Source organism: Blautia sp. HA9023 (genome assembly GCF_056504095.1).
In genome coordinates this window covers 1,126,151-1,152,330 of sequence record NZ_JBWLUR010000006.1, presented here as the reverse complement: position 1 = coordinate 1,152,330, position 26,180 = coordinate 1,126,151, and the positions used below count along the sequence as shown (strand labels likewise).

Annotated in this window: 21 protein-coding genes; 1 reads left to right on the top strand and 20 read right to left on the bottom strand. The window is 44.6% G+C overall.

The features are described from left to right. Window positions 1–9: 9 nt before the first annotated feature. The gene (locus AC04Q6_RS09370) at window positions 10–429 is read right to left on the bottom strand and encodes a protease complex subunit PrcB family protein (RefSeq protein ID WP_118071709.1); all 420 of its coding nucleotides are present in this window, start codon (window positions 427–429) and stop codon (window positions 10–12) included. A 142-nt stretch (window positions 430–571) separates the two neighbouring features. Between AC04Q6_RS09370 and AC04Q6_RS09365 the strand changes: the two genes are divergently transcribed. Further along, window positions 572–1,312, top strand: coding sequence for a lysophospholipid acyltransferase family protein (locus AC04Q6_RS09365; protein WP_118062535.1), 741 nt, complete (start codon window positions 572–574; stop codon window positions 1,310–1,312). Between the two features lie 47 nt (window positions 1,313–1,359). On the opposite strand, the gene AC04Q6_RS09360 is transcribed toward AC04Q6_RS09365, so the two are convergent. The 19 genes from AC04Q6_RS09360 to AC04Q6_RS09270 all read right to left on the bottom strand — a co-directional run bounded on the left by AC04Q6_RS09360 (window position 1,360) and on the right by AC04Q6_RS09270 (window position 26,147). Continuing rightward, window positions 1,360–3,462 carry a diguanylate cyclase gene (locus AC04Q6_RS09360; protein ID WP_119247951.1) on the bottom strand — a complete coding sequence of 701 codons (2,103 nt, stop codon included), beginning with the start codon at window positions 3,460–3,462 and terminating at the stop codon, window positions 1,360–1,362. Window positions 3,463–3,673: 211 nt separating this feature from the next. Then, window positions 3,674–4,423: a pyruvate formate-lyase-activating protein gene (gene pflA, locus AC04Q6_RS09355; protein WP_118071711.1), complete on the bottom strand. Its 750-nt coding sequence runs from the start codon at window positions 4,421–4,423 to the stop codon at window positions 3,674–3,676. Between the two features lie 8 nt (window positions 4,424–4,431). Beyond that, entirely contained in the window at window positions 4,432–6,693 is a 2,262-nt protein-coding gene (pflB, locus tag AC04Q6_RS09350; protein WP_242996985.1) for a formate C-acetyltransferase, read from the bottom strand. Between the two features lie 985 nt (window positions 6,694–7,678). Beyond that, window positions 7,679–9,595 carry a leucine-rich repeat protein gene (locus AC04Q6_RS09345; protein ID WP_244832745.1) on the bottom strand — a complete coding sequence of 639 codons (1,917 nt, stop codon included), beginning with the start codon at window positions 9,593–9,595 and terminating at the stop codon, window positions 7,679–7,681. A gap of 193 nt (window positions 9,596–9,788) precedes the next feature. Beyond that, window positions 9,789–10,784, bottom strand: a complete 996-nt coding sequence (locus AC04Q6_RS09340) for a D-alanyl-D-alanine carboxypeptidase family protein (RefSeq protein WP_021976012.1) — start codon at window positions 10,782–10,784, stop codon at window positions 9,789–9,791. 252 nt (window positions 10,785–11,036) lie between these two features. Beyond that, entirely contained in the window at window positions 11,037–11,732 is a 696-nt protein-coding gene (rplA, locus tag AC04Q6_RS09335; RefSeq protein WP_021976011.1) for a 50S ribosomal protein L1, read from the bottom strand. A gap of 95 nt (window positions 11,733–11,827) precedes the next feature. Beyond that, window positions 11,828–12,253, bottom strand: a complete 426-nt coding sequence (gene rplK / locus AC04Q6_RS09330) for a 50S ribosomal protein L11 (protein ID WP_015525333.1) — start codon at window positions 12,251–12,253, stop codon at window positions 11,828–11,830. A gap of 68 nt (window positions 12,254–12,321) precedes the next feature. After that, window positions 12,322–12,843 (bottom strand): transcription termination/antitermination protein NusG, encoded by a 522-nt coding sequence (nusG, locus tag AC04Q6_RS09325; RefSeq protein WP_015525332.1) that lies wholly within the window; start codon window positions 12,841–12,843, stop codon window positions 12,322–12,324. A 15-nt stretch (window positions 12,844–12,858) separates the two neighbouring features. Then, on the bottom strand, window positions 12,859–13,065 hold the full coding sequence (gene secE / locus AC04Q6_RS09320; protein ID WP_021976010.1) for a preprotein translocase subunit SecE: 207 nt from the start codon (window positions 13,063–13,065) through the stop codon (window positions 12,859–12,861). 25 nt (window positions 13,066–13,090) lie between these two features. Continuing rightward, window positions 13,091–13,240, bottom strand: coding sequence for a 50S ribosomal protein L33 (gene rpmG, locus AC04Q6_RS09315; RefSeq protein ID WP_044961412.1), 150 nt, complete (start codon window positions 13,238–13,240; stop codon window positions 13,091–13,093). A gap of 326 nt (window positions 13,241–13,566) precedes the next feature. Next, window positions 13,567–14,304, bottom strand: a complete 738-nt coding sequence (locus tag AC04Q6_RS09310; RefSeq protein ID WP_118170055.1) for an SDR family NAD(P)-dependent oxidoreductase — start codon at window positions 14,302–14,304, stop codon at window positions 13,567–13,569. A gap of 1 nt (window position 14,305) precedes the next feature. After that, a complete protein-coding gene (locus tag AC04Q6_RS09305) occupies window positions 14,306–16,123 on the bottom strand; it encodes a thiamine pyrophosphate-binding protein (protein ID WP_119247948.1) in 1,818 nt (605 codons plus the stop codon). After that, window positions 16,116–17,270: a LicD family protein gene (locus tag AC04Q6_RS09300; protein WP_476389654.1), complete on the bottom strand. Its 1,155-nt coding sequence runs from the start codon at window positions 17,268–17,270 to the stop codon at window positions 16,116–16,118. Before AC04Q6_RS09300 ends, AC04Q6_RS09305 begins: the two co-directional genes overlap by 8 nt. 41 nt (window positions 17,271–17,311) lie before the next feature. Next, window positions 17,312–19,591 carry a LicD family protein gene (locus AC04Q6_RS09295; RefSeq protein WP_118062526.1) on the bottom strand — a complete coding sequence of 760 codons (2,280 nt, stop codon included), beginning with the start codon at window positions 19,589–19,591 and terminating at the stop codon, window positions 17,312–17,314. 3 nt (window positions 19,592–19,594) lie between these two features. Beyond that, window positions 19,595–22,171: an acyltransferase family protein gene (locus AC04Q6_RS09290; RefSeq protein ID WP_476389653.1), complete on the bottom strand. Its 2,577-nt coding sequence runs from the start codon at window positions 22,169–22,171 to the stop codon at window positions 19,595–19,597. A 202-nt stretch (window positions 22,172–22,373) separates the two neighbouring features. Beyond that, on the bottom strand, window positions 22,374–23,117 hold the full coding sequence (locus tag AC04Q6_RS09285) for a glycosyltransferase family 2 protein (protein WP_118071722.1): 744 nt from the start codon (window positions 23,115–23,117) through the stop codon (window positions 22,374–22,376). An 81-nt stretch (window positions 23,118–23,198) separates the two neighbouring features. Further along, the gene (locus AC04Q6_RS09280) at window positions 23,199–23,594 is read right to left on the bottom strand and encodes a sugar transferase (RefSeq protein ID WP_476389652.1); all 396 of its coding nucleotides are present in this window, start codon (window positions 23,592–23,594) and stop codon (window positions 23,199–23,201) included. Continuing rightward, a complete protein-coding gene (locus AC04Q6_RS09275) occupies window positions 23,554–24,573 on the bottom strand; it encodes a sugar transferase (protein ID WP_476389651.1) in 1,020 nt (339 codons plus the stop codon). The genes AC04Q6_RS09280 and AC04Q6_RS09275 overlap by 41 nt, the downstream gene beginning before the upstream one ends. A 212-nt stretch (window positions 24,574–24,785) precedes the next feature. Further along, window positions 24,786–26,147, bottom strand: coding sequence for an ABC transporter substrate-binding protein (locus AC04Q6_RS09270; protein WP_118062578.1), 1,362 nt, complete (start codon window positions 26,145–26,147; stop codon window positions 24,786–24,788). Window positions 26,148–26,180 lie beyond the last annotated feature (33 nt).

Sequence of the window (26,180 nt, the reverse complement as noted above, 5' to 3'; positions counted from 1 at the left end):
AGAATTTTTTTACCTGCCGCTTCCCTCTGTGAACGTTACCGGTTTTTTCTGCCTTGAGGTTTTTATCACAATACAGGGATACGATGGTACTCCGGCTTCTTTCAGATCTTCCGGGCCAAGAAGTCTTGTAACAAAAAAAAGCCCGTTACCGGATTCTCCAAGTTCTTCCACCTGGATACTGTAACCTCCGCTCATCTGCCGGCCATATCCCTTTACAAGATACAGGTCTTCTCCAGTTTCATAACTTAACTGAAATTCTTTTTCCTTTTTTTCTTCCATGATCCGGGAAAGTTCCTCCGGGATATCGGACTTTTCTACCACTGTATAGGCAATCGGTTTCCGCTCTTCTTCCTCGATCCGGACGAAACGGCAGCCGGAAAGCAGAAAAGCCGTTATTACAGCAATTAGCAGAAAAACTGATCTTTTCATAATCCCCTCTTTTATCAGCAGCCTGCATTACTCAGTATTTATTCTATGTAATCCGGGAAAGATTTATTGCAACTATCGAAAATTCTTCGTATAATGGTGTCAGAATGCAAAACTGCATCACAATATAGAAAGGACAGAAGACATGATTCGATTTATACTTGTCTGTATCGTTGTCATCGCTTATCTGGTGCTGACGATCCCGGTTCTTCTGGTGGAATGGATCATCGGCAAATTCTCTCCAATGACCAAGGATATCAGCTCTCTGCGTATGGTACAGGCCATATTTAAATTTATCCTGTGGATCACAGGTGCCAAGGTCACCGTCATCGGTGAAGAGAATGTCCCGAAAGATCAGGCTGTTCTCTATGTGGCGAATCACAGAAGTTATTTTGACATTCTGCTGACCTACAGCCGCTGCCCGATCCGTACCGGTTATGTTGCAAAGAAAGAAATGGAACGTTACCCGCTGCTTTCCAACTGGATGCGTAACCTCTACTGCCTCTTCCTTGACAGAGAGGATATCAAACAGGGACTGAAAACCATCCTTCAGGCGGCAGATTATGTAAAATCCGGAATCTCCGTATGCATCTTCCCGGAAGGAACCAGAAACAAAAACGCAGATGAAACCGATATGCTGTCATTTCATGACGGTAGTTTCAAGATCGCAACCAGAGCAAAGAGTCCGATCATTCCTATCGCGATCAGCAATTCCGCAAACATCTGGGAAGCCAATTTTCCAAAGATGTCTCCTACTCATGTGGTAATTGAGTACGGCAAACCAATCATTCCATCTGAGCTTGACCGGGATACTCAGCGTCACCTGGGTGCGTATACTCAGAATATTATCAAAGAAATGCTTATTAAAAACAAAGAGCTGGTGTGATCCATGAATCACATCAGCTTTTCTCGTTTCCGTTGGTTATTTTTTATTTACTTTTCAGGAACGTCTGTTTCCCCCCCCCCGATTGTTGGGATAGTATCTATATATTCTTTTCGAATATCTTCTGACATGGATTTAAAGAGCTGTTCTTTTGTCTTTTCATAGCCTTCAAATTCTGAAGTGGCGCTTCCGCTGTCTGCAGTTTCTGCACGTTCTTCTGACATTGTAGTCATTTCTTCTTTCAGACGGCCCTGAATATCTTTCAGACATTCCAGGAGGAGCGGATTAAAAGTTCCACATTCTCCATTCAGGATCATCTCAACCGCTTTCTCATGGGAATAAGCTTTCTTATATACACGATCACTGATCAGCGCATCATATACATCAGCCAGTGCAACTACCTGTGCAGAAATCGGGATTTCTTCTCCCTTCAGTCCATCCGGATAACCTTTTCCATCGTAGCGTTCGTGATGCCATCTGCAGATGTCATGGGCAATCCGAACCAGCGGTTCGTTTTTATAATATTCCAGGCTCTCCAGCATGGAGGCACCGATGGCACTGTGTGTCTTGATAACCTCGAATTCCTCTTTTGTCAGTTTGTCCGGTTTATTCAGGATCTTGTCATCAATACCAATCTTTCCGATATCATGAAGAGCAGATGCTGTAACAATCATTCTTCTTACAGAGCTGGACAGATCATACTGATCCGTTTTCTGTATCAGCCTTTCCAGAATCAGTTCTGTGATAATGTTGATATGCAGAACATGAGCACCGCTTTCACCATTTCTGAATTCCACGATCTGGCTTAAGATGCTGATCATCATACGGTTATTTTTTTCTTTCTCGTAAATCTGATCTGTGACAAGAACCAGAAGTCTTCTCTGTTTCGCATACAGAGTAATGGTATTATAAACACGCTTGTATACAACCTGCGCATCAAACGGTTTCTTGATATAATCTGCAACTCCCAGATCAAAGGCCCGTCTTACATAAGAAACAGAGTCCTCCCCGGAAATCATGATAACCGGAATATCCTCGATCCAGTTTCTTTCGTTCATATAACTCAGTACACCGAATCCATCCATTACGGGCATTACCAGGTCAAGAAGTACAAGCGAGATTCCGGTTTCATACTGTCTCAGAAGCTTGATGGCTTCCTCGCCATTGGTCGCTTCCAGAATATCATAATCTGCTCCAAGCATTTCCGACAAAATGCAGCGGTTCATCTCGGAATCATCTACGATCAGGATCGTCAGCCTTGTTTTATCCTGCAGAAGGATCTCCTGTGCGCTGTTTCTTCCTGCAATCTCATTTTCACTGATCACGACCATATTTTTGCGCTGTTTCGCACGATACATAAACTTATCTGCACGAAGTACTGCTTCTCCCAGTTTTTCTCCGGTAGAAAGTACTCCGCCAATACTTACTGACAACTTCAGCTGAGAATATCCAGGTACTCTGGCTGCATGAACTTCTTCCTGGATTTCCTTCAGTTTCTTGGTAAAATTATCCACATTGATGTCCGGTATCAGCAGAAGAAATTCATCTCCTCCGAAACGAACAACCTTATCTGTCTTACGTGCATGTCGACGGATAACCTCCACAACTACCTTTAATGCTTTATCACCTGCATCATGTCCATAGGTATCGTTATAAAGTTTAAAATCATCCAGATCCACCATAGCCACGCCGGCAGAACTCTCCAGATTTCTGACCTTATCCTCATAATATCTTCGATTAAAAACACCTGTAAGAGCGTCTTTATACAATTCATCCGCATATCCACTGAGTTCTGCAAGAAGATTCTCTCTGTCTTCTGAATCAATGATATCGTCATCTTCCAGATTATTGATCATTTCCATGATATATGGTTTGCCATCAATATTCAGATATTTGGAAATTACCTGATAAACTTTAGAGTCTACTATTTCTATTTTTGTTTTCTGGCGTTTTTCTTTCAGTGCTTTTCTGGAAATACAGTTAGTACATCTTTCGTCCTTACCCCATATGGAATAGCACTGACATGGGGGCTCTATTCCTTCTCCTGTTTCCAGTGTTTCTCCATCCAGCAGACGTACAATAGAAAAAACCTGCTCCAGCTGCTGCTTCATCTCCTGTACTTCCTGCATTGTCATGATATCTTTTGTCCCCATTCTTCTTCCTTTGCTTTACCTGTCCATAGTATTCCATTTCATTTTTATTACCTATTATATCTATGATATCACTAATTTTTTTTAAAGTATAGTGAAAAATATAAAAAAACCATATCCATGTCGATTTTTAGACATGTGATATGGTTATGAGCAAGTAGCGAAGTGGATTGCGAATATCCGCTTGACCCGAAGCCTGCCTCAGATATGTGCGTTAATGTGTACCTGCTCCCAAGATTTTCTCCGCATTTTCAATCCGTTCTTTTGTTGGAGGATTAATACCTTTCAACGGATAGTCAAGATGAAGGTTTTCCCATTTGAAAATTCCGAGCGTATGATACGGAAGAACTTCCACTCTCTCTACAGTTTTCAGCGTACCGATAAAATCAGCCAGGCGATGAAGGTAATCGTCACGATCATTGCGCTCCGGTACCAGTACATGGCGAATCCACATGGCTATGCCCATATCGGAAAGTTTCTTCGCCATGGCAAGGATATTTTTGTTGGTACATCCTGTGAGGATCTTGTGCTGTTCCTCATCAATATGTTTGATATCCAGCATGACAAGATCTGTATATTTCATCAGCTCTTCCCATTTTTCATGCCATGGGCCCTCTTCTGTGTAAGGATTGCCGCTGGTATCAAGTGTTGTGTGGATTCCAAGTTTCTTGGCTTTCTTAAAAAGCTCAGTGAGGAAATCGATCTGTAACAGTGGCTCGCCTCCACTCACAGTAATACCGCCCTTACTTCCCCAGTAAGAGCGGTATCGACATGCTTTTTCAAGCAGTTCATCTGCTGTGTACTCCGTTCCTGTTTTCATTTGCCAGGTGTCCGGATTGTGGCAGAACTGGCAGCGCATGGCACAGCCGCTCAAAAAGATCACATACCGGACTCCTGGTCCGTCAACAGAGCCGAAGCTCTCCAGTGAGTGGACGTAGCCAGTGATTTTTTTCTGGTCGTCCATATTTTTTATTACATCCTTTCGTGGCAGGTTCTTGCGATAACGTCAAGCTGCTGCTCTCTTGTAAGGTCGATGAACTTAACAGCATATCCGGAAACACGGATCGTGAAGTTTGCATACTCCTCTTTTTCCGGATGCTCCATAGCATCGATGAGTTTTTCTTTACCGAATACGTTTACATTGAGGTGATGTGCACCACGGTCAAAGTATCCGTCAAGTACGTTTACAAGGTTCTCTGTACGCTCTTCCTCAGAATGTCCAAGGGCATCCGGGTTGATGGTCTGAGTATTGGAGATTCCGTCAAGGGCATCCTCATAGTCAAGTTTTGCAACAGAGTTCAGGGAAGCAAGAAGTCCGTTCTGCTCTGCGCCGTAAGACGGGTTAGCTCCCGGTGCCAGAGGCTCACCGGCTTTTCTTCCGTCCGGAAGAGATCCTGTAGCTTTACCATATACAACGTTGGATGTGATGGTAAGGATGGATGTGGTTGGCTTGGAATCACGATAGGTATGGATGTGTTTCAGTTTCTCAAGGAATGTGGAAAGCAGTGTTGTTGCGATCTCATCTGCTCTGTCATCATCGTTACCATAGCGTGGGAAGTCACCCTCAACCTGGAAGTCTGTTGTGATTCCGTCCTCGTCACGGATTGCTTTTACTTTTGCATATTTGATAGCGGAAAGGGAATCTACTACATGTGAGAATCCGGCGATACCAGTTGCAAAGGAACGGTCAACCTTTGTATCGATAAGTGCCATCTCAGCTGCCTCATAGTAGTATTTATCATGCATGTAGTGGATCATGTTCAGTGTTCCAACATACAGATGTGCAAGCCAGTCCATCATCTGATCATATTTTGCGATTACTTCGTCATAGTTAAGGTACTCGGAAGTGATCGGCTGGTACTGCGGTCCTACCTGCTGTTTTGTCTTCTCATCAACACCACCGTTGATCGCGTAAAGAAGGCATTTTGCAAGGTTAGCACGAGCACCGAAGAACTGCATCTCTTTACCGGTCTCTGTAGCAGATACACAGCAGCAGATGCTGTAGTCATCGCCCCATACCGGACGCATAACATCATCGTTCTCATACTGGATGGAACTTGTTGTAACAGAGATGTCTGCCGCATATTTCTTGAAGTTCTCAGGCAGTCTTGAAGAGTAGAGAACTGTAAGGTTCGGCTCCGGAGCCGGTCCCATATCCTCAAGTGTATGAAGGAAACGATAATCGTTCTTTGTTACCATGGAACGTCCGTCCTGTCCCATACCTGCTACTTCCAGAGTTGCCCATACCGGGTCACCGGAGAAGAGCTGGTTGTAAGACGGGATACGAGCGAATTTAACCATACGGAATTTCATTACGATATGGTCAACAAGCTCCTGTGCCTCTTTCTCTGTAAGAGTTCCGTTCTCAAGGTCTCTCTCAATATAGATATCAAGGAATGTGGAGATACGTCCAACACTCATTGCAGCTCCGTTCTGAGTCTTGATCGCTGCAAGATATCCAAAGTACAGCCACTGGAATGCTTCTTTTGCGTTCTTGGCCGGCTGGGAAATATCAAAGCCATAGATCTGAGCCATTTCTTTCATCTTCTTCAGAGCGCGGATCTGATCTGCGATCTCCTCACGAAGCTGGAAGTCATAACGTCTCATACCCTGACGGTCGCATGCTGCGAAGTCTTTCTCTTTGCCTGCGATCAGGTAATCAATTCCGTAAAGAGCAACTCGTCTGTAATCACCTACGATACGTCCACGTCCGTAAGTATCCGGAAGTCCTGTAAGGATCTTGTTGTGACGTGCTCTCTTCATCTCCGGTGTGTAGATATCGAATACACCCTGATTGTGTGTTTTGAACTCATAGTTATTGAAAACATCTTTGATCTTGTCGCTTACGTGATATCCGTAAGTCTCGCATGCCTGCTCTGCCATTTTGATTCCGCCGTATGGCATGAAAGCACGTTTCAGAGGTTTGTCTGTCTGAAGACCTACAACCTGCTCCAGATCTTTGAGCTCCGCATCGATATATCCAGGACCGTATGCTGTAATTCCTGTTACTACCTCTGTCTCCATATCAAGAACGCCGCCTTTAGCACGTTCCTCTTTCTGAAGCTCCTGAAGTTTGCCCCAGAGTTTGTCTGTTGCCTCTGTTGGCGCTTCCAGGAAAGAAGCATCTCCGTCGTATGGTGTATAGTTCATGCTGATGAAATTACGAACATCGATCTTCTCTTTCCAACGGTCACCTTTGAATCCGTTCCACTGCTCGAAATTAACTTTTGCCAATTTGTTGCACATCCTTTCTTTGTTCTGTTTCAATGATTATTCGTTCACTGCCCGCGCAGTTAGTAATATATAACATTTCTCATGACGACCATAAGATACCAGATTCAGATTTTAAAGTCAACAGATTGGATGTATGTTTTTTATAATATACAAGGGATTGTACTATTGATAAAATTAATGATAAAATTGTACTAGATATTGTACATTGTGGGCGCGTCTGGAGACGCACTTCGCAGTGGGTTTTGCCCTGCCCGGGCGGGACGCTTTCGCTGCGGGCGTTTTTGCGAGGAGGGGAAGCATTCCTAGTTGCGAAGGCCATTTCCCCTCCTCGCACTCCTCCCCTCCGGCCACGCAATTTGCTGCAGGTTGTGGGAATGTGTATGTTTATCGGAGGGGCGATGGATTCTACGGTATTGAGTGTGGTTCGTTGTGCCGATTTTTATTCGCTTTGGACGAAATGCGGCCTGCTTGGCAGGCCTGTTTCTGTTGTTTCCTGGGACCTGTTCTGTTTGTAATTAATTTTAACCAAATCAAGCAAGTCCCCTGCGGGGTTGCGAAAAGCAATAAGCAATGGGTGGGGACTTGCTTGTATTATGAGGAGTGCAAGCTCCTCCTGATAAACTGCGGAGCAGTTATTTGGTGTAGAGCTACGTAGCGAAGCGGATTGCGAATATCCGCTTGACTTTCATACCGCAATTATGTTTAAGACGCTCTCAGGGAACAGGCACGCCAACTCTTCCAATGAATCTCAGGGAACAGGCACGCCAAGCGGGCCGCTTTCCCGTACGGTAAAACAAAAAATCGGCTCAGCCTGTCGCTGCCAATACAGCAGCATACAGGACTGAGCCAATAAATTATCACCCTCTACAGCGCATCACAGCGGCGTGGCCGGAGGGTTGGGGTGTGGGGAAGGGAAATGGCCTTCGCAACTTCGAATGCTTCCCTTCCCCACGGTTTTCCCCCCACTTTTCACAAAAGCCAAAAATCATTTCACTACAACCTTACATTTCACAGTCTTACTTCCGGACTTCACATAAATATAAGCCGTACCTTTCTTCTTCGCTATGATCTTACCAGCAGAAGTAACAGTCGCAACTTTTGTATTACTTGATTTATAAGTAATCTTCTCCGTACTGGTTCTCGGTGTAAGAACCGGTTTCAATGTGGCAGTTTTCTTCACCCGAAGGACAAGGGAAGATTTTACCCCTGTGATCTTTGTCGTTTTAACAGAACGAACAGTTACCGTCACATATGCTTTTTTGTTACTCTTGAGTGTAACGGTCAGAGTTGCCCTGCCTGGAGTTTTGCCAGCAACAACCACACACTTTCCGTTTGACTGTTTTGTAACTGTGGCAACCTTCGTATTGCTGGATTTCCAGGAAACCACGGAATCACCTTTTTTATAAGTCACATAAAGGGATGTCAGCTTCTGCTGTGGATTCAGAGTTACTGCTGTTCTGGAAACTTTTATGGTTGGGGTAAGCTTATTTCCGGTTACCCTACTTGTGTGATAGCATACTTTACATGTACGCATCTTTTTTTCCGGCTGGCTTATGGTAGCTTCCTGCGTCACTTCCCACGGTCCGTAAGAATGTGCACTTCTCGGCAGGATCGGTTCTGTGGAATCTTTATCAATCGCACCGCATTCTTTGCAATGATAACTCTTGGTTCCACCCTTTGTACAGTCATAAAAATCCGTATCATTTTTTTCATCATAGATCTTCTCTGCACTCCAGGTATGTTCCTTACCTGGCACGGTAACCGTACTTCTTTCGTCGATTGCGCCGCAAACGATGCAGTGATAGCTTTTAGTTCTTGCAACCGTGCAGTCGTAAGGATCTTCTCCGTCCCATTCTCTTTCCTGGCTCCAGATATGTTCATCTACTTTATCTGATGCAAAATTATACTCAATATTCATAAAATCCGGATTAAAAACTGTATCAAGCTGCAGCTTTTTCCACTGTGCCTGTGTTCCTGTATACTGGATCACTGATGGATCACAGCCTTCAAACGCAGTCTTGTCGATTTTTGTGATACTTGCAGGAATGAATATTCTTTTAACATTGTAATCATACTGAAATGCGCCTGCCGGAATTTCTCTCAGGCTCTCCGGCAATACGATACTTTTCAGGCTGTCACAGCCGTTAAAAGCCTTTTTTCCTATGCTGGTAATACTTTTGGGAAGTTTCAGTTCTCCTTCCAGACCTCCACAGAACCAGAAAGCTCCATCACCTACAGATGTAAGGCCATCTGGAAAATTGATCTTTTTCAGTACGGTGTCATTGTAAAATGCCTCTGTTCCGATCTTTTTGACATTTTTTCCTAGTTCCACTTCTTCCAGATACAACATACTCGCAAACGTATTTGCACCCAATGTGGAGATTCCATCACTGACTTTTACCCTGGTAATGTCGAATGCTGCCCACGGCTGCGTAAAAAGCCCATCCGGCATATCCGGAACAGCTCCTGTGCCATTGATCACAAGCTCTCCATTGTCATAAAAATCCCATGTGACCGTATTTGACAGACGCCCTGATTTCTGGATTGAAGCGCCAACATCTGTAGCTGCTTCCGCATTATCAGAAAAATCTGCTTCTTCTCCATCTCCAAATCCCTCTTCTTCGTTTACATCCTGCACTGCTTCCGCACCTTCATCAAGAGAAAGTTCTTCTTCATCGACGGATCCCTCTTCGGAAACCTCTGTATCCTGTGCCCCGGATTCTGCAATATCTCCTGTCTCCTCTGGAGTCTCCCCCATTGCTTCTGTCTCCACAGAATCCCCTGCGCTTTCCACGCTCTGCTCGATCACTTCCGTGTCAGAAAGATCTGCCGCATCTGCCATCGTGCATGGTTCCAGCATCATAAGACCTGCGATCAGTAATGAAACCACTTTCTTTTTCATAGATATTTCCTCCTTCTCCTGCAACTTTTTCCCATTTTTGAATACAAAAAATGGATCCTGTGTATTATACACAGAACCCGTTTTCTCTGTCGCAATACTATGTTATGATTATACGTTTTCATACCAATCGTGTCAATATTTTACAACATGGCACAAAAAAGTTTACCCGGAATAATATATCCCTTATCTGTCTTCAGGACTCCGATCCATCACTCTCTGTCATCTGTGCTTCAATAGCCTTTCCAAGCCGGTTATAGATCGTTACCGCATCCTGCACATGCAGCGGGCTTCCCGTATTCCCCGCAGCGCCGGCAGTTACCAGAATATATTCCCGGTCATAAATTTCCGCAAAGCTGGCCAGGCACAGGCCCGCCTCACTGGTATATCCCGTCTTGCCTCCCAGGATCTTGCCCCCAGTAACAGAAGTATCCGAAAGGTTCTTGAACATGGTACTGTAATATGTAATTCCACTGGGGTGGATGTTGGTAACTCCGGTAGAATGCCGCGGACTCTCAATGATCTCTCTGAACGTATCGTTCCGAAGTGCATATCTGAGCAGCACTGCAATATCCCTCACCGTACTGTAATGATCCGGATCATGCAGTCCGGTAGTATCACAGAAATGCGTTCCATTCATTCCAAGCTTCTGCGCTTTTTTATTCATCATTTCCACAAATCCATCCCTGGAACCGCCTACGGTATCCGCCAGTGCGATACAGCACTCCGCGCCAGATGGCAGCATGGCACCATAAAGAAGATCAATGGCTCGCACGGTCTCACCGGGCTGAAAACCGGCCTGTGTGGCATCCTGCTCGTAAAGTCCGGCAAACATCTCCTGAGTCAGGGTGATCTCCTCATCCAGATCATCCAGGTTCTCAATGGCCACGATCACAGTCATGATCTTCGTCATGGAAGCTGGATAGATTTTCTCATCGCCCTTCATATTTCCGATGATCTTTCCACCTTTTACCTGCATCAGAACTGCATACGGGCTGTTGATACCGCTCATTTCAAGCTTACGGACAACAGGTCTCTGCAACGACTCCATCCAGTCTCCTACACCTTTATTCCAGCCTATGATCACTACAAGTGTCAGGATCACAATCGCCTCCACCAGAAGGCAGAGTGCCATTTTTACTTTGTTTACTTCTTTTTTTATTTTCTTCGCTTTACGCTTTTTTGATTTCAACTTATACTCCCCATTCAGATCAACTCATCCACAATATCCCCGTGGAAAACATTATCTGCCCTGTTTTCCCCGTCATTTTTATCTTAACACAATTCAGAATTTCATCTGTAAACTTTATATGAAAAATCTCTAATAATTTTCCAAATCTGCTTGAGCCTTATTTATTATAAAAGCATTGAAGAAAAAATCAAGATACCTATACAAAAAAATACCCTGTACAAAGTCTCCTCTGTACAGGGCATTTAAAATTTATTACTGAGCTAATTTAACCGGGTTAAGCTTAACACCAGGTCCCATTGTCGGAGCGATTGTAACGCTCTTCAGATACTGACCTTTCAGTGTGCTAGGTCTAGCCTTTGTGATAGCTCCCATAAGCGTCTGGAAGTTGTCGCTTAACTGCTCCTCGGTAAAGGAAGCCTTTCCGATCGGAACATGGATGATGTTGGATTTGTCAAGACGATACTCGATCTTACCTGCTTTAATGTCGTTAACAGCTTTTGTTACGTCCATTGTTACAGTACCAGCTTTCGGGTTTGGCATTAAACCTTTCGGTCCAAGTACACGACCAAGACGACCTACAACGCCCATCATATCCGGTGTTGCAACTACAACGTCAAAGTCAAGCCATCCCTCGTTCTGGATCTTCGGAATGAGGTCCTCAGCTCCTACGAAGTCTGCTCCTGCTGCCTTTGCCTCTTCTGCCTTAGCATCTTTAGCAAATACAAGTACACGAACTTTTTTACCTGTTCCGTGTGGCAGAACAACTGCTCCACGGATCTGCTGATCTGCGTGACGTCCATCGCAGCCTGTACGGATGTGAACTTCGATGGTCTCGTCGAACTTAGCTACAGCTGCTTTTTTAACAAGGCTGATAGCCTCTGGTGCATCATATAATGTTGCGCGGTCTACTGCTTTCGCAGCTTCCACATATTTCTTTCCTCGTTTCATTTCTATAACCTCCTGTGGTATTTGCGGGGAAAAGCCCTCCCACTTGAAAATTTCACTTTTTCTACGGGAACCCCGAACTTAATCTTCGGTATTTATTAGTCTACGACTTCGATTCCCATACTTCTTGCTGTACCGGCGATCATGCTCATAGCAGCCTCGATGGATGCTGCATTGAGGTCTTTCATCTTCAGCTCAGCGATCTCCTGAACCTGTGCCTTAGTAACTTTAGCTACTTTAGTCTTGTTCGGTGTACCGGAACCAGATTTGATGTTTGCAGCTTTCTTAAGAAGAACTGCTGCCGGCGGAGTCTTGGTTATGAAGCTGAAACTTCTGTCAGCGTAAACAGTGATGACAACCGGGATGATAAGATCTCCCTGATCAGCTGTTCTTGCGTTGAACTCCTTAGTAAACTGTACGATGTTTACACCGTGCTGTCCAAGAGCCGGACCTACAGGTGGTGCTGGAGTTGCTTTACCAGCCGGAATCTGTAATTTGATATATCCTGTTACTTTCTTTGCCATTTTCGGCACCTCCTATGTGGTATTGGCGGGGGTGTGTCCCTCCCACTTGCTGTTACCTTGTTTTTTAATTACTCAGCTTTTTTGATTTCTGTGAAACTTATCTCTACCGGTGTTTCACGACCGAAAAGCTCAACATTGATCGTTACTGTCTGTTTCTGCATGTTGATACCTGTGATCACACCTGCAGTATCTTTCCATGCACCACCAGTAACGACTACCATGTCGCCCTCTGCGAAGTCCACTTCGATATCCGGTTTCTGGATACCAAGCGGCATCATTTCCTCCTCTGTAAGAGGCACAGGCTTCGATCCCGGCCCTACGAATCCGGTAACACCTCTGGTGTTACGGACAACATACCAGGTATCGTCATTCATCACCATATTGAGAAGCACATAGCCTGGAAACATCTTTTTCTGAACCTGTCTTGAGGTTCCGTTCTTCATCTCCACTACATCCTGCAGCGGAACACGTACCTCCAGGATCTGGTCTTCCAGGTGTCTGTTCTCGATCGTCTTTTCAATGTTGGCTTTTACCTTGTTCTCATACCCGGAATAGGTATGGACAACGTACCATTTTGCTGCTTCTGACATATAATCACCTTGTCCTTACTTCATTAAGAAATTAATGCATTCCAGGATTCCGGAATCCATTACACTGATAACCGCTGCCAGGATGATCGTGATGATCACGACCACAACAGTCTGCTTTGCCAGTGTGGGACGGTCTGTCCAGACAATCTTCTCAAATTCTGACTGAAGTCCCTGAAACCAACTTTTCTTCTGCGGCTTATCCGCAGATTTCTGTTTTTCCATAGCATAACCTCACAAATCTCTGTGATTACTTTGTTTCCTTGTGCAGAGTGTGTGTATGACAGAACTTACAATATTTCTTGGTCTCCATTCTCTCAGGATGGTTCTTTTTCTCCTTCGTCATATTGTAGTTACGCTGCTTGCACTCGGTGCATGCTAATGTAATCTTAACGCGCACAACTTCCACCTCCAGTGTTTTCATTTGCACGGTCTTTTACGCCGCCCGGAACGTGTATCCGTCGTCATTTTCGGGCATAAAAAAAAGACCTAACTTCCATGTCGCTCGTCAATTTTATCACAGAGCAGGTGTGCAAGTCAAGCCTTTTTCGCTTAATATATAAAGAAATTCACGGTTCCATACAGACGCCTCAAGTGCACAAACTCGATTCCGCTTCGCTGCATCTCGTTTTCGGGGCGTCGCCCCTATGCAGCAAGTCATAAGAAGCCTCTTATGTGCAGGCACAACGTGTCTTCTTCTGTCTTCCTGCACACTTTCGACTGGTATTAAAAGTAATCATATCCTCCATGGATATCCACAACACTGCCGTTCATATACCCATTAGACAGCACCGCGTACGCCATATCCGCCACTTCCTCCACAGTTCCAAACCTGTGAAGGGCGATCTTTCTGTTGATACGGTCGTAGCTCTCCTGGGTGCGGGCACTGTGCCAGGGAGTTTCGATAAATCCCGGTGCAATGGCATTAACGGTGATGCCTTTTGGCTCAAATTCCTTTACCAGAGATTTGGTCAGGAAATGAATGGCCGCCTTGGTAACTCCGTATACAAGGGAAGAAGAATACGCCTGCTGCCCTGCATAGGAACCGGTAAAAAGCACACTGCCGCCTTCCACCATCATGGGCCGCAGTTCTTTGACCATGAATACCGGCACGGAAAGATTGGTGTTTACGATCCTTGTCCATTCCTCAAAACTATAGTCCTCATATTTCGCATAGGTGCTGATCCCGGCGTTGCTTACCAGCCAGTCAATATGATCAGCCCGTTTTTTCAGCTCTTCCACAAAAGCCATCATTTCATCATAGGAAGACATATCTGCCTTCATCAGGATCACCTGAGATTTTTTTTCCTCAGGAAGGCTGTCCCGAAAAACAGCAGCCTTTTTCTCATCATGTCCGTATGTTACAAAGATCCTGTCTTCTTTCGCAGATTCCGCCAGGATCTTTTCGGCGATCCCTCTTCCGATTCCGGAGGTACCGCCTGTGATCACAGTTATTTTTCCCATTTTATAACTCCATCAGTTCATCAAATATCGGTTTCGGTATATAAGGCTGCTGGTTATGGATCGGCTCTCCCAGACAGGTCTTCGGGTATGCGTAAGTTCCATGCTCCAGCATGATCTCCAGAAGCTCCGGTCCGCTCTGTTCCAGAAACTTACCGGCATATTTCTCCACATCTTCTCCCTGGATACGCTTCGCAGGAATTTTGTAAGCCTGCGCCACGTCTGAGAAATTACAGGAAGAAAATCCGCTGCCATCGGAAGTATCCGCATACACGCAGTCAAAATAGTCTCTCTGGAGATGACGGATCATTCCCAGCGCCTCATTATTCATCACGATCATTTTTACCGGGATGTTCTCACGCTTCACCCACTGCAGTTCCTGAATGTTCATCTGGAATGCTCCGTCTCCGCAGATACATGCCACCGGTTTTCCTGTTGCATAATAAGCACCGATCGCTGCCGGAAGTGCATATCCCATGGCGCCATGTCCACCGGAAAAAAGTGTCTTCTGGCCCTGTCGGTTGTGAAAGGACTGATAGCTCCAGACCATATGCTGTCCCACATCCACAGCAACGGCTCCAGTATCGAAAAGCCTGTCACTTAAATATGCGATCATGCGGTTCGGATAACGCTGCGGTGTTGCATCATCCACCTGCTCCAGCTCTTTTCGGATCTTCCGGCATACAGCCAGCCATTCCTCATAAGAGCCGATCTGCGCCTGCTGCTCTGTCAGTTTACACGCTACATCCTCTGCGCTGACGCAAAAACATTTCTCCCCTTTTCTTCCCTCATGGATCTCTCTCTGAAGGTTATAAGGATCGATATCCACACGGACGATCTCCGCTCCCTTGGCAAACTCATGGACCTTCGTTCCGATCTGGCGTGTGCAGAGCGAAATCCCAAAACAAAGCAGGAGATCACTTTTCGCATTGGCGATCATATTTGCATACCGGTGTCCGTAGGCACCGCCGATACATCCGAAGTTCAGCGGATCATCAAATTTCAGAACAGAACGGGCGAGTACACTTGTGATCATAGGAATATGATGGACGCGTGCGAGATCAGTAAGCATTTTTTCTGTTTCGCCATTCGCTCCGTGGCCGATCATAAATACCGGACGTTTCGCACCTTTAATCTTATCCAGAATATACTCTGCTGCCTCTGCCGCATCAGAAGAATCTGCTTTTGCAACAGCATCCCTGTAAAAAGCGGCTCCATTCTCAGGATCATTTTTTCCATATATGGCTGTATCGATCTCTTCTTCAGAAAATTTCATATCATAAACCGGATCTTCCACTTCACTTCTCTGTACATTCATAGGCAGGTCGATAAGAACCGGGCCTTTCCGTCCTGTGTTGGCGATCTGCCATGCCAGGTTCAGTTCCCGGACGATATCTTTCGGGTCACGGACCTGTATGGCATACTTGGTTACCGGCTTCGCCATGGAAACCATATCGATCTCCTGAAAGCCCTGCTGTCGAAGTCCTGCAATACCGGAATACTCATAGGTATTGAGCTGTCCGGTAATAAAGATCACCGGAAGCGAATCAAAATATGCATCAGCCACGCCGGAGAGCAGATTGGCAGCTCCGGGACCGCTTGTGGCATATGCACAGCCGCAGGCTCCTTTCGCCTGAGCATAACCGCAGGCCGCAAAAGCAGCTCCCTGCTCATGATAGCTGGAATGACTTTTTGTATGAGGATTCTTTTCAATGGAATCTACCAGATGTGCGATCATGGTTCCCTGATATCCAAAGAAATCCCGGATCCCTTTTTTCTGTAAAAATTCTACAACATAATCTGTAAGCTTCATTTTAAACATATTTTTTTACCTTTTCCATAAAACCAACTCTGCCTGTTTTTTCCAGATACTGAATATAGATATCCAGTAATTCCGGATCTGCTTCAAATATCTCATCGTATTTCAGGCATTTATTCATCATATCCGTATATCTGCCAAACACAATTTCCAGCTGCACATAATCCTGATTCTTATGCAGGTTTCGGATATAATCCAACTTCTTTCGATATGCTCTCGCACATGTATATTTTTTACCGCAGAGCTTTGCGTAATTCCAGCACTGGTTGAAATATTCCCGGTAGCTGAGACCAAATTTCTGCCGGCGTGCTCTTCTTTTTCTCCGGGAAGCAAGTCTCTTCAGATCTTTTCCCTGCTGCATGAATTCTTCGCAGGGAATCAGTGTGCTGCACACAGCTATGGCACTCTGACGGTAATTCTCAGGTCCTTTATCCCGGTAATTCGCTCCGTAGGAAGTCATAAGATATTTCTCTGCATCAACCGGTATAAAAAAATGTTCTCCCTCAATCTCTACTTCCTTCTGTTCCTCAAAAACATATGCAGGATAATAGACATTTTTATTCAGAAAACGCACCACATAATTCTGTACATCTTCCTGTGGCTGATGGAGCAGATCCCGAAATATCCTCTTACCGAGCCATTCTCTTCCACAGAGCATAAGCAGACGTACCATACAGACACAGGCAAAAGCTCTCTGATTTCTCCACTTTTCTTTTCTTTCGTGGATTCTTCTCCATCCATCTTCCCGCATACGGTTCCAGAGATATTTTCTCCTGGGACCATATTCACATTGCAGCGGCAGTATTCTTACTGCCATACCGGGATACTGAAATTTTCCGTAATCATCCATCTTGTAAAACAATGTGTCTTTATCTGTATACCGAAGATAAAATCCGGGGAAATATTTATAACTGTCCATGGATTCCAACGCTCTCCTCAGCACCGGTTCCTCTTCAAAAACATTCTTGAACCTTTCCATGTCTCCGGTTTTCATATATATAACACCAGCTTCGGGATTCAGTGGAAAAGGCCGTTCCGTCACTGCGCAGAGAGTAAGATACGGAGAAAGAAAATATGTGATCTTGTTTTTTCTGCATATGATATCTATTTCTTTAAGGAGTTCCAGTACTTTCTGTTGTTCTCTGTTCAATACACTCTGCCTCATTTCTATTGTTTTGGTGTATGGTACAACTACATGATCTTTTTCAGAAGTTCCTGAATATTTTCCTGGCTTTTGTATTTATCCAGCCAGACATCCAGAAATTCCGATACATCGGATTTCTTTGCAAAAAACGCACTTCTTTTGCTGCCATTGTAAAGATCTCGCAGGAAGATTCCGGCAAGTTCCGTCTTAAGATATGGATGCTGCATATGCTCCAGAGCTTTGAAATAATTTTCGAAAGCTTCCTTTGTCTGGCCCTGCTTTCTGCGGATATCGCCAAGAAGTTTCCAGGTTTCTCCCTGCCACTGCTTATGAACCAGATAGCTTCTGACTTCTTCTGCCAGATATTCCATATCACTTACTTCGTCTGTACACAGAAATCTGGTACGGCAGTCAGCAAGAACTTCCGGATATCCAAACCGTTTCCATGCCAGGGTAAGTGCCTCCCGGTAAAGCATTTCCTCCGAAAGCGGCTTCTTTTCTATCTTACCAGAAATACCGATTTTCAGATAAAGCTCTTTTACCAGTTCCTCAAGCTCCGCTTTTGTGCGCACAACAGATACCTTTGCCAGATAAAATGCTCCGTCTATTTCTGTATCCTCCGGCAGTAATTTTTTCCAGAGTTCCATGTAAACAGATGCCTCGGACTTATGACGTGCTTCCAGAAGTTTTCTGCACTGGGAAATGACCTGTGTTTTTTTGTCCTGAAGGAACTTATCCAGCTCAAGATGCACAATTCCATTGTTGGTGGTTTCTCTTGCAAGTGCGTACTTTTCCATGGCTTCATTCTGAAGACCTTTTTTCCAGAGGAGATCGCCCTTATATTTGATGAAGTATCCATCCTGCGGAAAATGCTTCAGACAATACGCCAGAAATTTTTCTGCCTCGGAAAAATCCTTCACCTCTTCAAGGCGTTCCATAACAAACCTGCACTTGAACTTTATAAAGCCAGGCGCATCCGGATATTTTTTCAGAAGGTCATCTACGATCGCTTCTGCTTCTTTCTTCTCGTGAAATTCATACAGACTGGCAGCTTTCCGGAATGCACGGATATCTTCCACCGTCTGTTCCATTTCCGGAGTAATATGATCCATTTTTCTGCGTACTTCATACATGCGATATGCTTTGGAAACACGCTCTGTATAGATCAGGGTCAGCATGGCAGCCTGAAAAGTACCGTCCTCTGTACGGATCAGTGTAGGATGATAAAATGGCCGTATCCCGTTATAATCCTCACGGCCGATAAATTCTGCACTGAGCTGGATCTTATAATAGTTGTCAAAAATCTCATTCAGCACGTCAAAGCGCTTCTCTGCCAGCAGAGTTTCCAGTGATCTCTCAGATCTCAGAAGTCTCGCCTCAAGATCCTTCGCCGCTGCTTCTGCTCTGATCCGGTTTCGCTCAACATCCAGTTTATGGTCTTTTTTTGCCATAAGCAGACAGTAAAATTTACGGAATGTCATCTGTCTGCGAATTCTTCCTCTGGATATCCTCGGCATATATTCATCACGGATTTCCTGATAATTCGCTCCCGGTACATAAATAGACTCATGGGATTCTCTTTCCCCATGAGGCGGTATATAGGACCATTCGTCCCCGTAATGCCAGATCAGATAATCACTGACCCTGTGGGGAACCATTACCTTTTCCCCTTCAAAATCCATATATTTCACCGGAAACATCATATCCTTATCAAAAAGAAACGGGCAGCCACCCCAGCGCATGGCATAGCGGCTGCACTCTTCCTCTTTATATGAAAACATGAGTTTTTCCAGTTTTTTCAGTGTTCTGTCTTTTCCGAAAAATTTATATCGGAACAGCCAGTACAGATACTTCCATGCAGAAATTTCCCATCTTGCTCCGACTACCATACTGATATTGATAAGATCCGTATAGATCATCATGTATGTTCTGTACTTCTCATACTCCCTGTCATCATCCGGGATCGGATCCAGTGTCAGAACATCTATGATCTCTCCGGCTTTATCGTCTCCGATGATCTGATGCTTATGGATGGAACAGGTATCTGTACTTCCATATCGCGGAAAACTGTTGGTATAGGTGCGGTCTACGTCTGAGCAGTAAATTGCCCGGTTGTCCGGCATTTCTGTTTTGCAGATCTCTACAAATTTATCCCAGTCACTCTTTGGCATATAGATATCTACATCATCATCCCATGGGATAAATCCCTCATTTCGAAGAACTCCGATCAGTGTTCCCCCTGCCATTACATATCTAAGATTGTGCTTTTTGCAGATTGCGTCAACCTCCCGGAAGAGCTGCAAAAGAAGTTCCTGTTTTTCTGTCATCTGTTAACCTCTTTGATCAATAATTTTCAAAAGCTCTGCCAGCGTCTCGGATTCTTCATAAAAAAATCTCGTACACTCCGTCCGTCTGTCACGGATCATGATCATCAGCTCCTGAAGAAGATAACGAAGTCCGTTTCCTTCGAAATTAAAGCTGTATCGTTTCAGAAACTCCTGACCTTCCACTTTCGCTTCAAAATATCCTGTATTCCACCAGTCATTGGGCACTGTAATGCGACCTCTGGTTCCGATGATCGCAAGCTCATTCTCCACATCAACCGTTGTTCCGATCTCTATGGTCGCCAGTGCTTTCGGATAACGGACAGTGATCATATCATAAATAAATTCTCCGTTATTTCCCTTCACAGCATTGGTATTCACATCCAGATAATTGCTGCCAAGAAGCTTGATGCATGCACAGAGCGCCTGGCTTACTGTCTCGTTAAATGTCTTGCCGCCTTCAAAATCATCCTGGGAAACCGCACACTTTACAGCGATCACATCTCCTACCAGCGCACCATGTGTAAGCCATACAAGCTGTGTAAAAGCGCGCAGATAAACAAGGGTAAGCCTTTCCACAAGAACTACCCTGTGTTCTTTCGCAAGTGCGAACAGTTCTTCCATTTCCCCCGGAGCCAGCGTCATCGGCGTGTCACTGATCACATATTTATTCTGCTCCAGTGCATGCCTTATATAAGCCGCCCTGTTTTTCAGACCGGATTTAATATAGATGATATCCAGACCGTTCAGGAATTCCCCGTAATCTGTACCATAAGAGTCCAGTTCATATCTGTCACAGAACTCCCGGGCAACAAAAATATCCTCTGAGTAAACACTCTCCACATGAAGCCCGCTTACAAATTTGGATTCCAGAACCATTCCATTATCTTCCGCATCATCAGTTACAATGCCTACACGGTAAATGGTTCCCTCACTTCTCAGTTTGGTGCTGGAAATATTCTTGGTCCGTTCCAGATAAACCACCTGGCAGTAGTTCTTAAGATAATCAAACTTCCCGCGCCAGTCCGATCCGACAACCAGAAGGTCAATATTATACTTGGTGATATCGCTGAGTTTCTGTCCCTGATATTCCTCTACAATGATCTCATCTGCAAAACCTGTTTTCCGGACATTCTCAATCCTTTTCAGGAGGCTGTCCTGAACATTCAGCTTACCGCGTTCAATATCATAACTCTCGCTGGTGACTCCCACGATCAGATAATCTCCCAGCTCTCTTGCCCTCTTCAGAATATTATAATGTCCCTGATGGAACAGATCAAAAGTACCATAAGTAATGACTCTTTTCATTATACGTCCTTCTCTTTCTGATCTTCCTTTCCCGTCAGCATCGTCCTCTTCCACATAAAAATCTTCTTCATCAAAAAACTCTTCCGCACTGTCATTCTCTTCTTCCAGTGCATCCTGAAGCTCCTGAAACTCCTGAGGATCTCCGGCATCCTCTGTCTCTTCCTCCAGTGTTGCAGCCAGCTCTTCGATCGCTTTCTTTCTCTTACGCATGATCTCATAGTCGTCTTCTTCGTCGTATTCTTCCTCCAGTCCTTCATCCTGGACCTGTTTTTCTTTCTTAAACAGGATAAAAGTCAGAAGCTTCAGGATGCCATTGTAAATGAAGGAAACCGGCGCACTTCCGAGAATCAGCACAAACAGCCAGGAAATTCCGAACAGTGCCCATACATTCAATGTCTGCGGGATGCTGAGAAGAAGCAGACCATTTAACACGATCATGATCGGATAATGGAAGAAGTAAATACCCATGGTATTTCTTCCCACGAAGGTGATCGGCAGCTTCCTGTCCGGCATCAGTGCCAGAAAAGTAAGGACCAGCACAAAAGATACCAGATACATCAGAAGACGGATCAGCATTCCAGTGACATCATCCATTCCCGATACCTGATAAGAGTGATTACCTCTGAGGATATCAACCGGCATTTCATTGGCGATCATAAAATTCGGGATTCCGTACAGAAGCAGTCCCGAAATCGGCACCAGAACCCATTTTCCCTTGAACTTACGGACAATCTTGGTATAATCACTCTTCCACAGATAGCCTGCCACAAAAAAAGGAAAAAATACAACAATCCTTGAAGTAGAAAGATATGTTGTAAATTCCGGTCTTGTTCCTGCCCATAACGCAAAAATAATACTTATCGGCACAATAAAACGCACCTTACCCAGTGCTTCAATAGTCAGTCTGTATGCAAATAATGCCAGCACATACCACATAACCGTGCCAGACGGGCGAAGCAGCTCATAATCCATACTCTTGCCGAGCCAGATATATGCATACCAGGTCAGGCTGTATCCAAGAATATAAGGAATCAGAAGATTCTTCACATTCCTCAGCACATCCTGCGGCTTCTTGGACAGATATCCGGACATAAATACAAATGCAGGCATATGAAAAATAGTAATGGCATACCATACATAACGCACTACAACGTCCACTTTAACCAGCTGAAAAGCGATCAGATGGTTAAATACAACAAGAAAAATCAATAATACTTTAATGTTATCAACCAGGTAGGAATATGGTACCCCCTGACTTTCCATTCTCTGTTTCATTTGTTTCCACCTTGTAATATTCTTACTGATAATTCCCTCTGTTCCTTCATCAGGTCAGAGATTCTTACTTAATTTTGATGAAAGTATGAATAAATAATAACATACCTTTATGAATTTGGAAATAAAAAATTAATATTTGCCACAATTATTCTCCATTTCCAAAACTATACAGGACGATATTTTTTCCCTGTAATCCCTGTTTTTAACGGTATTTCCATACTCCGTGAACTGCATAGGAAATAAAAAAGAGCAGGCTTTTCAGACGTCCATATCCGACATAACGATACACCTGATAAGTCATTGCGGCAGATTTCAGTTTGTTTCTGGATTTTCCCCCTTCGCTGAGCCGGTACTTCAGATACGGTTTATTGATCCCCACTGCAAAACCGCCTCTCCGAAGGATCTTCAGCCAGGTAATATAGTCTTCGTGACTGTCATCGTGAGTCATCGGAAACGCAAGGGCATCTTCTCTCTTAAGAAGCACAGACGAGCAGTTAATGCTGTTATGTTTCAGAAGATCATGATAGGTAATACGTTCTTTTACCGGGATGTATTTCCCTGTGGTGTGTCCATTCGGCTGCATCAGCTCTCTCCCGGTAGAACAGATATCACATCCGGTAAGCTCCATCGTCTTTACCTGTGCTTCCAGCTTGCCCTTTTCCCACCAGTCATCCGCATCCAGAAAGGCAATGAATTTTCCTTTTGAAGCTTTTACTCCCCGGTTTCTGGAACGGGCGGCTCCCATATTTTCTTTATTTCGGATATAACGGATATTTCCGCTGTCCATATATTTCATTACGGTAAGTTCTGTTTTGTCTGTGGAGCAGTCATCAATGACAAGAAGTTCTGTTGGAACGTTCTGTGCCAGCACGGACTCGATTGCTTTTCCAATATATTTCTCACCGTTATAAACCGGCATGATCACAGAAACCAGTGGTTTTTCCATAAAAACGACCTCCCTTTTCTTTATTTACAAAATGCGCGCCAGAACCAGCCTGACACGCACTTTTTGATTTCGTATTATTTCCTATTTATCCTGTGAATCTTTCAGGGCATTCTTCTGATCGTCATCCACACCTTCGGATACTTCTTTCTGGAAAAAGATCTTCACAGTCATAAACAGAAGCTTGATGTCCAGAAGGAATGAATAATTCTCAATATAGAACAGGTCCAGTTTCAGCTTGTCGTACGGTGTGGTGTTATATTTGCCATAGACCTGTGCATAACCGGTCAGTCCTGCTTTTACCTTAAGACGGTAATGGAATTCCGGGATCTCCTGCTCGTATTCCTGCATGATCACATCTCGTTCCGGGCGTGGGCCTACCAGAGACATATCTCCCGCAAATACATTAAACAGCTGCGGAAGTTCATCCAGATGCAGGTTACGGAGAACATTGTCCCACCGGTGTGATACGGGAGTCATGTTTGGATGCAAGACGTGCTCCGTTCTTCTCGGAATCCACACACATGCTCCGGAATTTCCGGATACGGAACTCTTTTCCCCTATAAGTGAGACGATCCTGAAGATAAAATACCGGGCCGCCATCATAGGCTTTCACCGCAATGGCAATGATCAGCATGATCGGGGAAGATACAATAATTCCAAGGCCGGAAACAACAATATCCAGAAGTCTCTTCGCTGCGCGCTGCTCCATGGAAAGTCCCTGGTTTCTGCACATCAGAAGCGGGGTATCAAACAGGTGGATCCGGTCCGTTCCCAACAGAATGATATCAGAAATCTTCGGGCTCATGTAACAGCGGATGGAATGAGAGAAACAGTATTTCAGATACTTGTTTCGGATCTGGGACGGAAGATCCCAGATGATCACGCCTTCATAATCTTCCATCATGGCGTGGATCTTCTCTTCTCCTTCGCGGATGTGTACCTTGCCGCTGATATCGTATTTATCCTTTCGGGTGTTCATCTTGTGGATGACATCTCCGGGATCACGGTCACCGTAGATAACCAGAAGTCTTCTGGCTCCGTACAGTCTGGAATAAATAAAGCGGCTTCCCCAGATCCAGAGGATGGTTACTACAATCTGGACCAGCGTCATTTCTATGATAGGACCGGCTGCAAGGAACCAGCGGTTGATCAGAGTGATCTGAAAATACGTTACAACATTGGTACAGATACTTGCCAAAGTCAGCGAATAAAACACGTCGATCCTTTTTAGATAGCCTACCTTCAATCCTCCGTAAAGCTTGGCAAACATCAGATAGATCAGTGCATAGATCAGGATCAGCACCCAGTTACCTTTTCTCCAGAATGGTTTCAGGATCAGGCTGCTGTAAAAATCATACCACACATAAGCAAAGATTGCTGTCTGCGCAATAATGATCAGACTCGCCAGACAAAACACCACAAATCTTTTATAATCTTCTCTTTTACTTCTGTTCACAGATTTTTTCTCCCTTCCTTAGGAGTTGTTATTAACCATACCATTATAGCCAATATATACTCTTACGTCCAGAGATTCCTCTGATTTTTATTCTGATATTTTCCGTTCGCACCGTTTTTCTCTGTAAATATGGCAAAAATCCCCGGAATTTTTCCAGGGATTTTTGACTGTTAATATTTATTTTTCTTTTTCAATTTCCGCGCTTTTTGCGATTATTCATTCACCAGATTATACTCTTCGATGGATTTGTTGATGGAATCTGCCATGTTCTTCACAGCTGTATCCACATCTTCTTTTCCGTTGAGCATGCTCTCGATCTCGGATTCCACAGTAGCTCTCGCCTCCGGGAATACGCTTAACAGAGCACCTACATAGTCTGCGGAAGAATCATGAAGCTGGTCAATCGCTGTCTGGAACTGTGGATATTTCTCAACATTGTCCTTGAATACCTGTTCGTCCTGAGCTTTTACAGTTACAGGGAAGTATCCGGTCTGTGCGTTCCAGTAAGCCTGAGATTCCGGAGAAATAAGGAATTTTACAAATTCCCATGTTGCACGAAGTTTTTTCGGATCGTTGTTGTTCAATGCCCAGAGAGATGCACCACCGATGGAAACACCACCCTCGTCGCTGGATTTGATCTTCGGGAAATATGCGGTACCAACCTCAAATTTTCCGTTTACATCCTGAAGGATCTGTTTCAGGGAAGCTGTGGAACCAAGTGTGATAGCTGCTTTTCCTGCGGAGAAATCTGCAAGTCCTGCATCGCCGCCTTTTCCAACGATCGGTGCGAAACCTTTGTCGTTAAGGTCTTTCCATGCGGTAAGGATGTTCTTTGCAGCACCGTTCTCATCGAATGCTACAGCAGTAGCTGCGTCTTTTCTTCCGTTTCCGTTGTTTGCATATTCAAGGCCCTGTTTTCCGATGAACTGCTCGAAGAACCATCCGTAGATTCCAAGAGACATTACTTCACCTGCGCCGCCTTTGTCCAGAAGATCCTGTCCGATCTCGCCGATTCCTTCCAGGCTGTCCGGAACTTCTGTGATACCTGCTTTGTCAAACATATCCTTATTGTAATACATGATCGGTGTGGATGAGTTGAACGGCATGGAATAAAGCTCATTGTCGATAGTGTAGTAAGCAGCCAGGTTCGGCTCAATCTCAGATACATCATAATTGTCTGCGTCTACCATCTGCTGCATGGGAACGATCCATCCGGAATCGATCATAAATCTTGTTCCGATCTCATATACCTGTACAAGATCCGCACCCATGTTTCCGATCTGTGCACTTTTCAGTTTGTTCAGGGAATCATCATACTCGCCCTGATACTGAGCATCTACCGTAATTCCATATTTGTTCTCATCGTTGAATTTTTTTACCAGTGTATCAATCGCCTCGCCATTGACACCACCCATGGAATGCCAGAAAGTAATGGTTGTTCCGTCTACATCGGAAGCATCTGCCATCTCCACGTTTTCATCTGTGCCGGCATCTGCGGCGAATACAGTCACTCCGGAAAGTGACCCGATCGTCATTGCTGCGGTAAGAAATGCTGCGATGATTTTTTTCTTCATAACTTTTTTCTCCTCTTGAAAAATTTTCTCTTT

What these genes read in the sequence shown, in the direction of transcription:
- AC04Q6_RS09370 (WP_118071709.1), bottom strand. Translation starts at nt 429, where the DNA reads ATGAAAAGATCAGTTTTTCTGCTAATTGCTGTAATAACGGCTTTTCTG.
- AC04Q6_RS09365 (WP_118062535.1), top strand. Translation starts at nt 572, where the DNA reads ATGATTCGATTTATACTTGTCTGTATCGTTGTCATCGCTTATCTGGTG.
- AC04Q6_RS09360 (WP_119247951.1), bottom strand. Translation starts at nt 3,462, where the DNA reads ATGGGGACAAAAGATATCATGACAATGCAGGAAGTACAGGAGATGAAG.
- pflA (WP_118071711.1), bottom strand. Translation starts at nt 4,423, where the DNA reads ATGGACGACCAGAAAAAAATCACTGGCTACGTCCACTCACTGGAGAGC.
- AC04Q6_RS09345 (WP_244832745.1), bottom strand. Translation starts at nt 9,595, where the DNA reads ATGAAAAAGAAAGTGGTTTCATTACTGATCGCAGGTCTTATGATGCTG.
- rplA (WP_021976011.1), bottom strand. Translation starts at nt 11,732, where the DNA reads ATGAAACGAGGAAAGAAATATGTGGAAGCTGCGAAAGCAGTAGACCGC.
- rplK (WP_015525333.1), bottom strand. Translation starts at nt 12,253, where the DNA reads ATGGCAAAGAAAGTAACAGGATATATCAAATTACAGATTCCGGCTGGT.
- nusG (WP_015525332.1), bottom strand. Translation starts at nt 12,843, where the DNA reads ATGTCAGAAGCAGCAAAATGGTACGTTGTCCATACCTATTCCGGGTAT.
- secE (WP_021976010.1), bottom strand. Translation starts at nt 13,065, where the DNA reads ATGGAAAAACAGAAATCTGCGGATAAGCCGCAGAAGAAAAGTTGGTTT.
- AC04Q6_RS09310 (WP_118170055.1), bottom strand. Translation starts at nt 14,304, where the DNA reads ATGGGAAAAATAACTGTGATCACAGGCGGTACCTCCGGAATCGGAAGA.
- AC04Q6_RS09305 (WP_119247948.1), bottom strand. Translation starts at nt 16,123, where the DNA reads ATGTTTAAAATGAAGCTTACAGATTATGTTGTAGAATTTTTACAGAAA.
- AC04Q6_RS09295 (WP_118062526.1), bottom strand. Translation starts at nt 19,591, where the DNA reads ATGACAGAAAAACAGGAACTTCTTTTGCAGCTCTTCCGGGAGGTTGAC.
- AC04Q6_RS09290 (WP_476389653.1), bottom strand. Translation starts at nt 22,171, where the DNA reads ATGAAACAGAGAATGGAAAGTCAGGGGGTACCATATTCCTACCTGGTT.
- AC04Q6_RS09285 (WP_118071722.1), bottom strand. Translation starts at nt 23,117, where the DNA reads ATGGAAAAACCACTGGTTTCTGTGATCATGCCGGTTTATAACGGTGAG.
- AC04Q6_RS09280 (WP_476389652.1), bottom strand. Translation starts at nt 23,594, where the DNA reads ATGACTCCCGTATCACACCGGTGGGACAATGTTCTCCGTAACCTGCAT.
- AC04Q6_RS09270 (WP_118062578.1), bottom strand. Translation starts at nt 26,147, where the DNA reads ATGAAGAAAAAAATCATCGCAGCATTTCTTACCGCAGCAATGACGATC.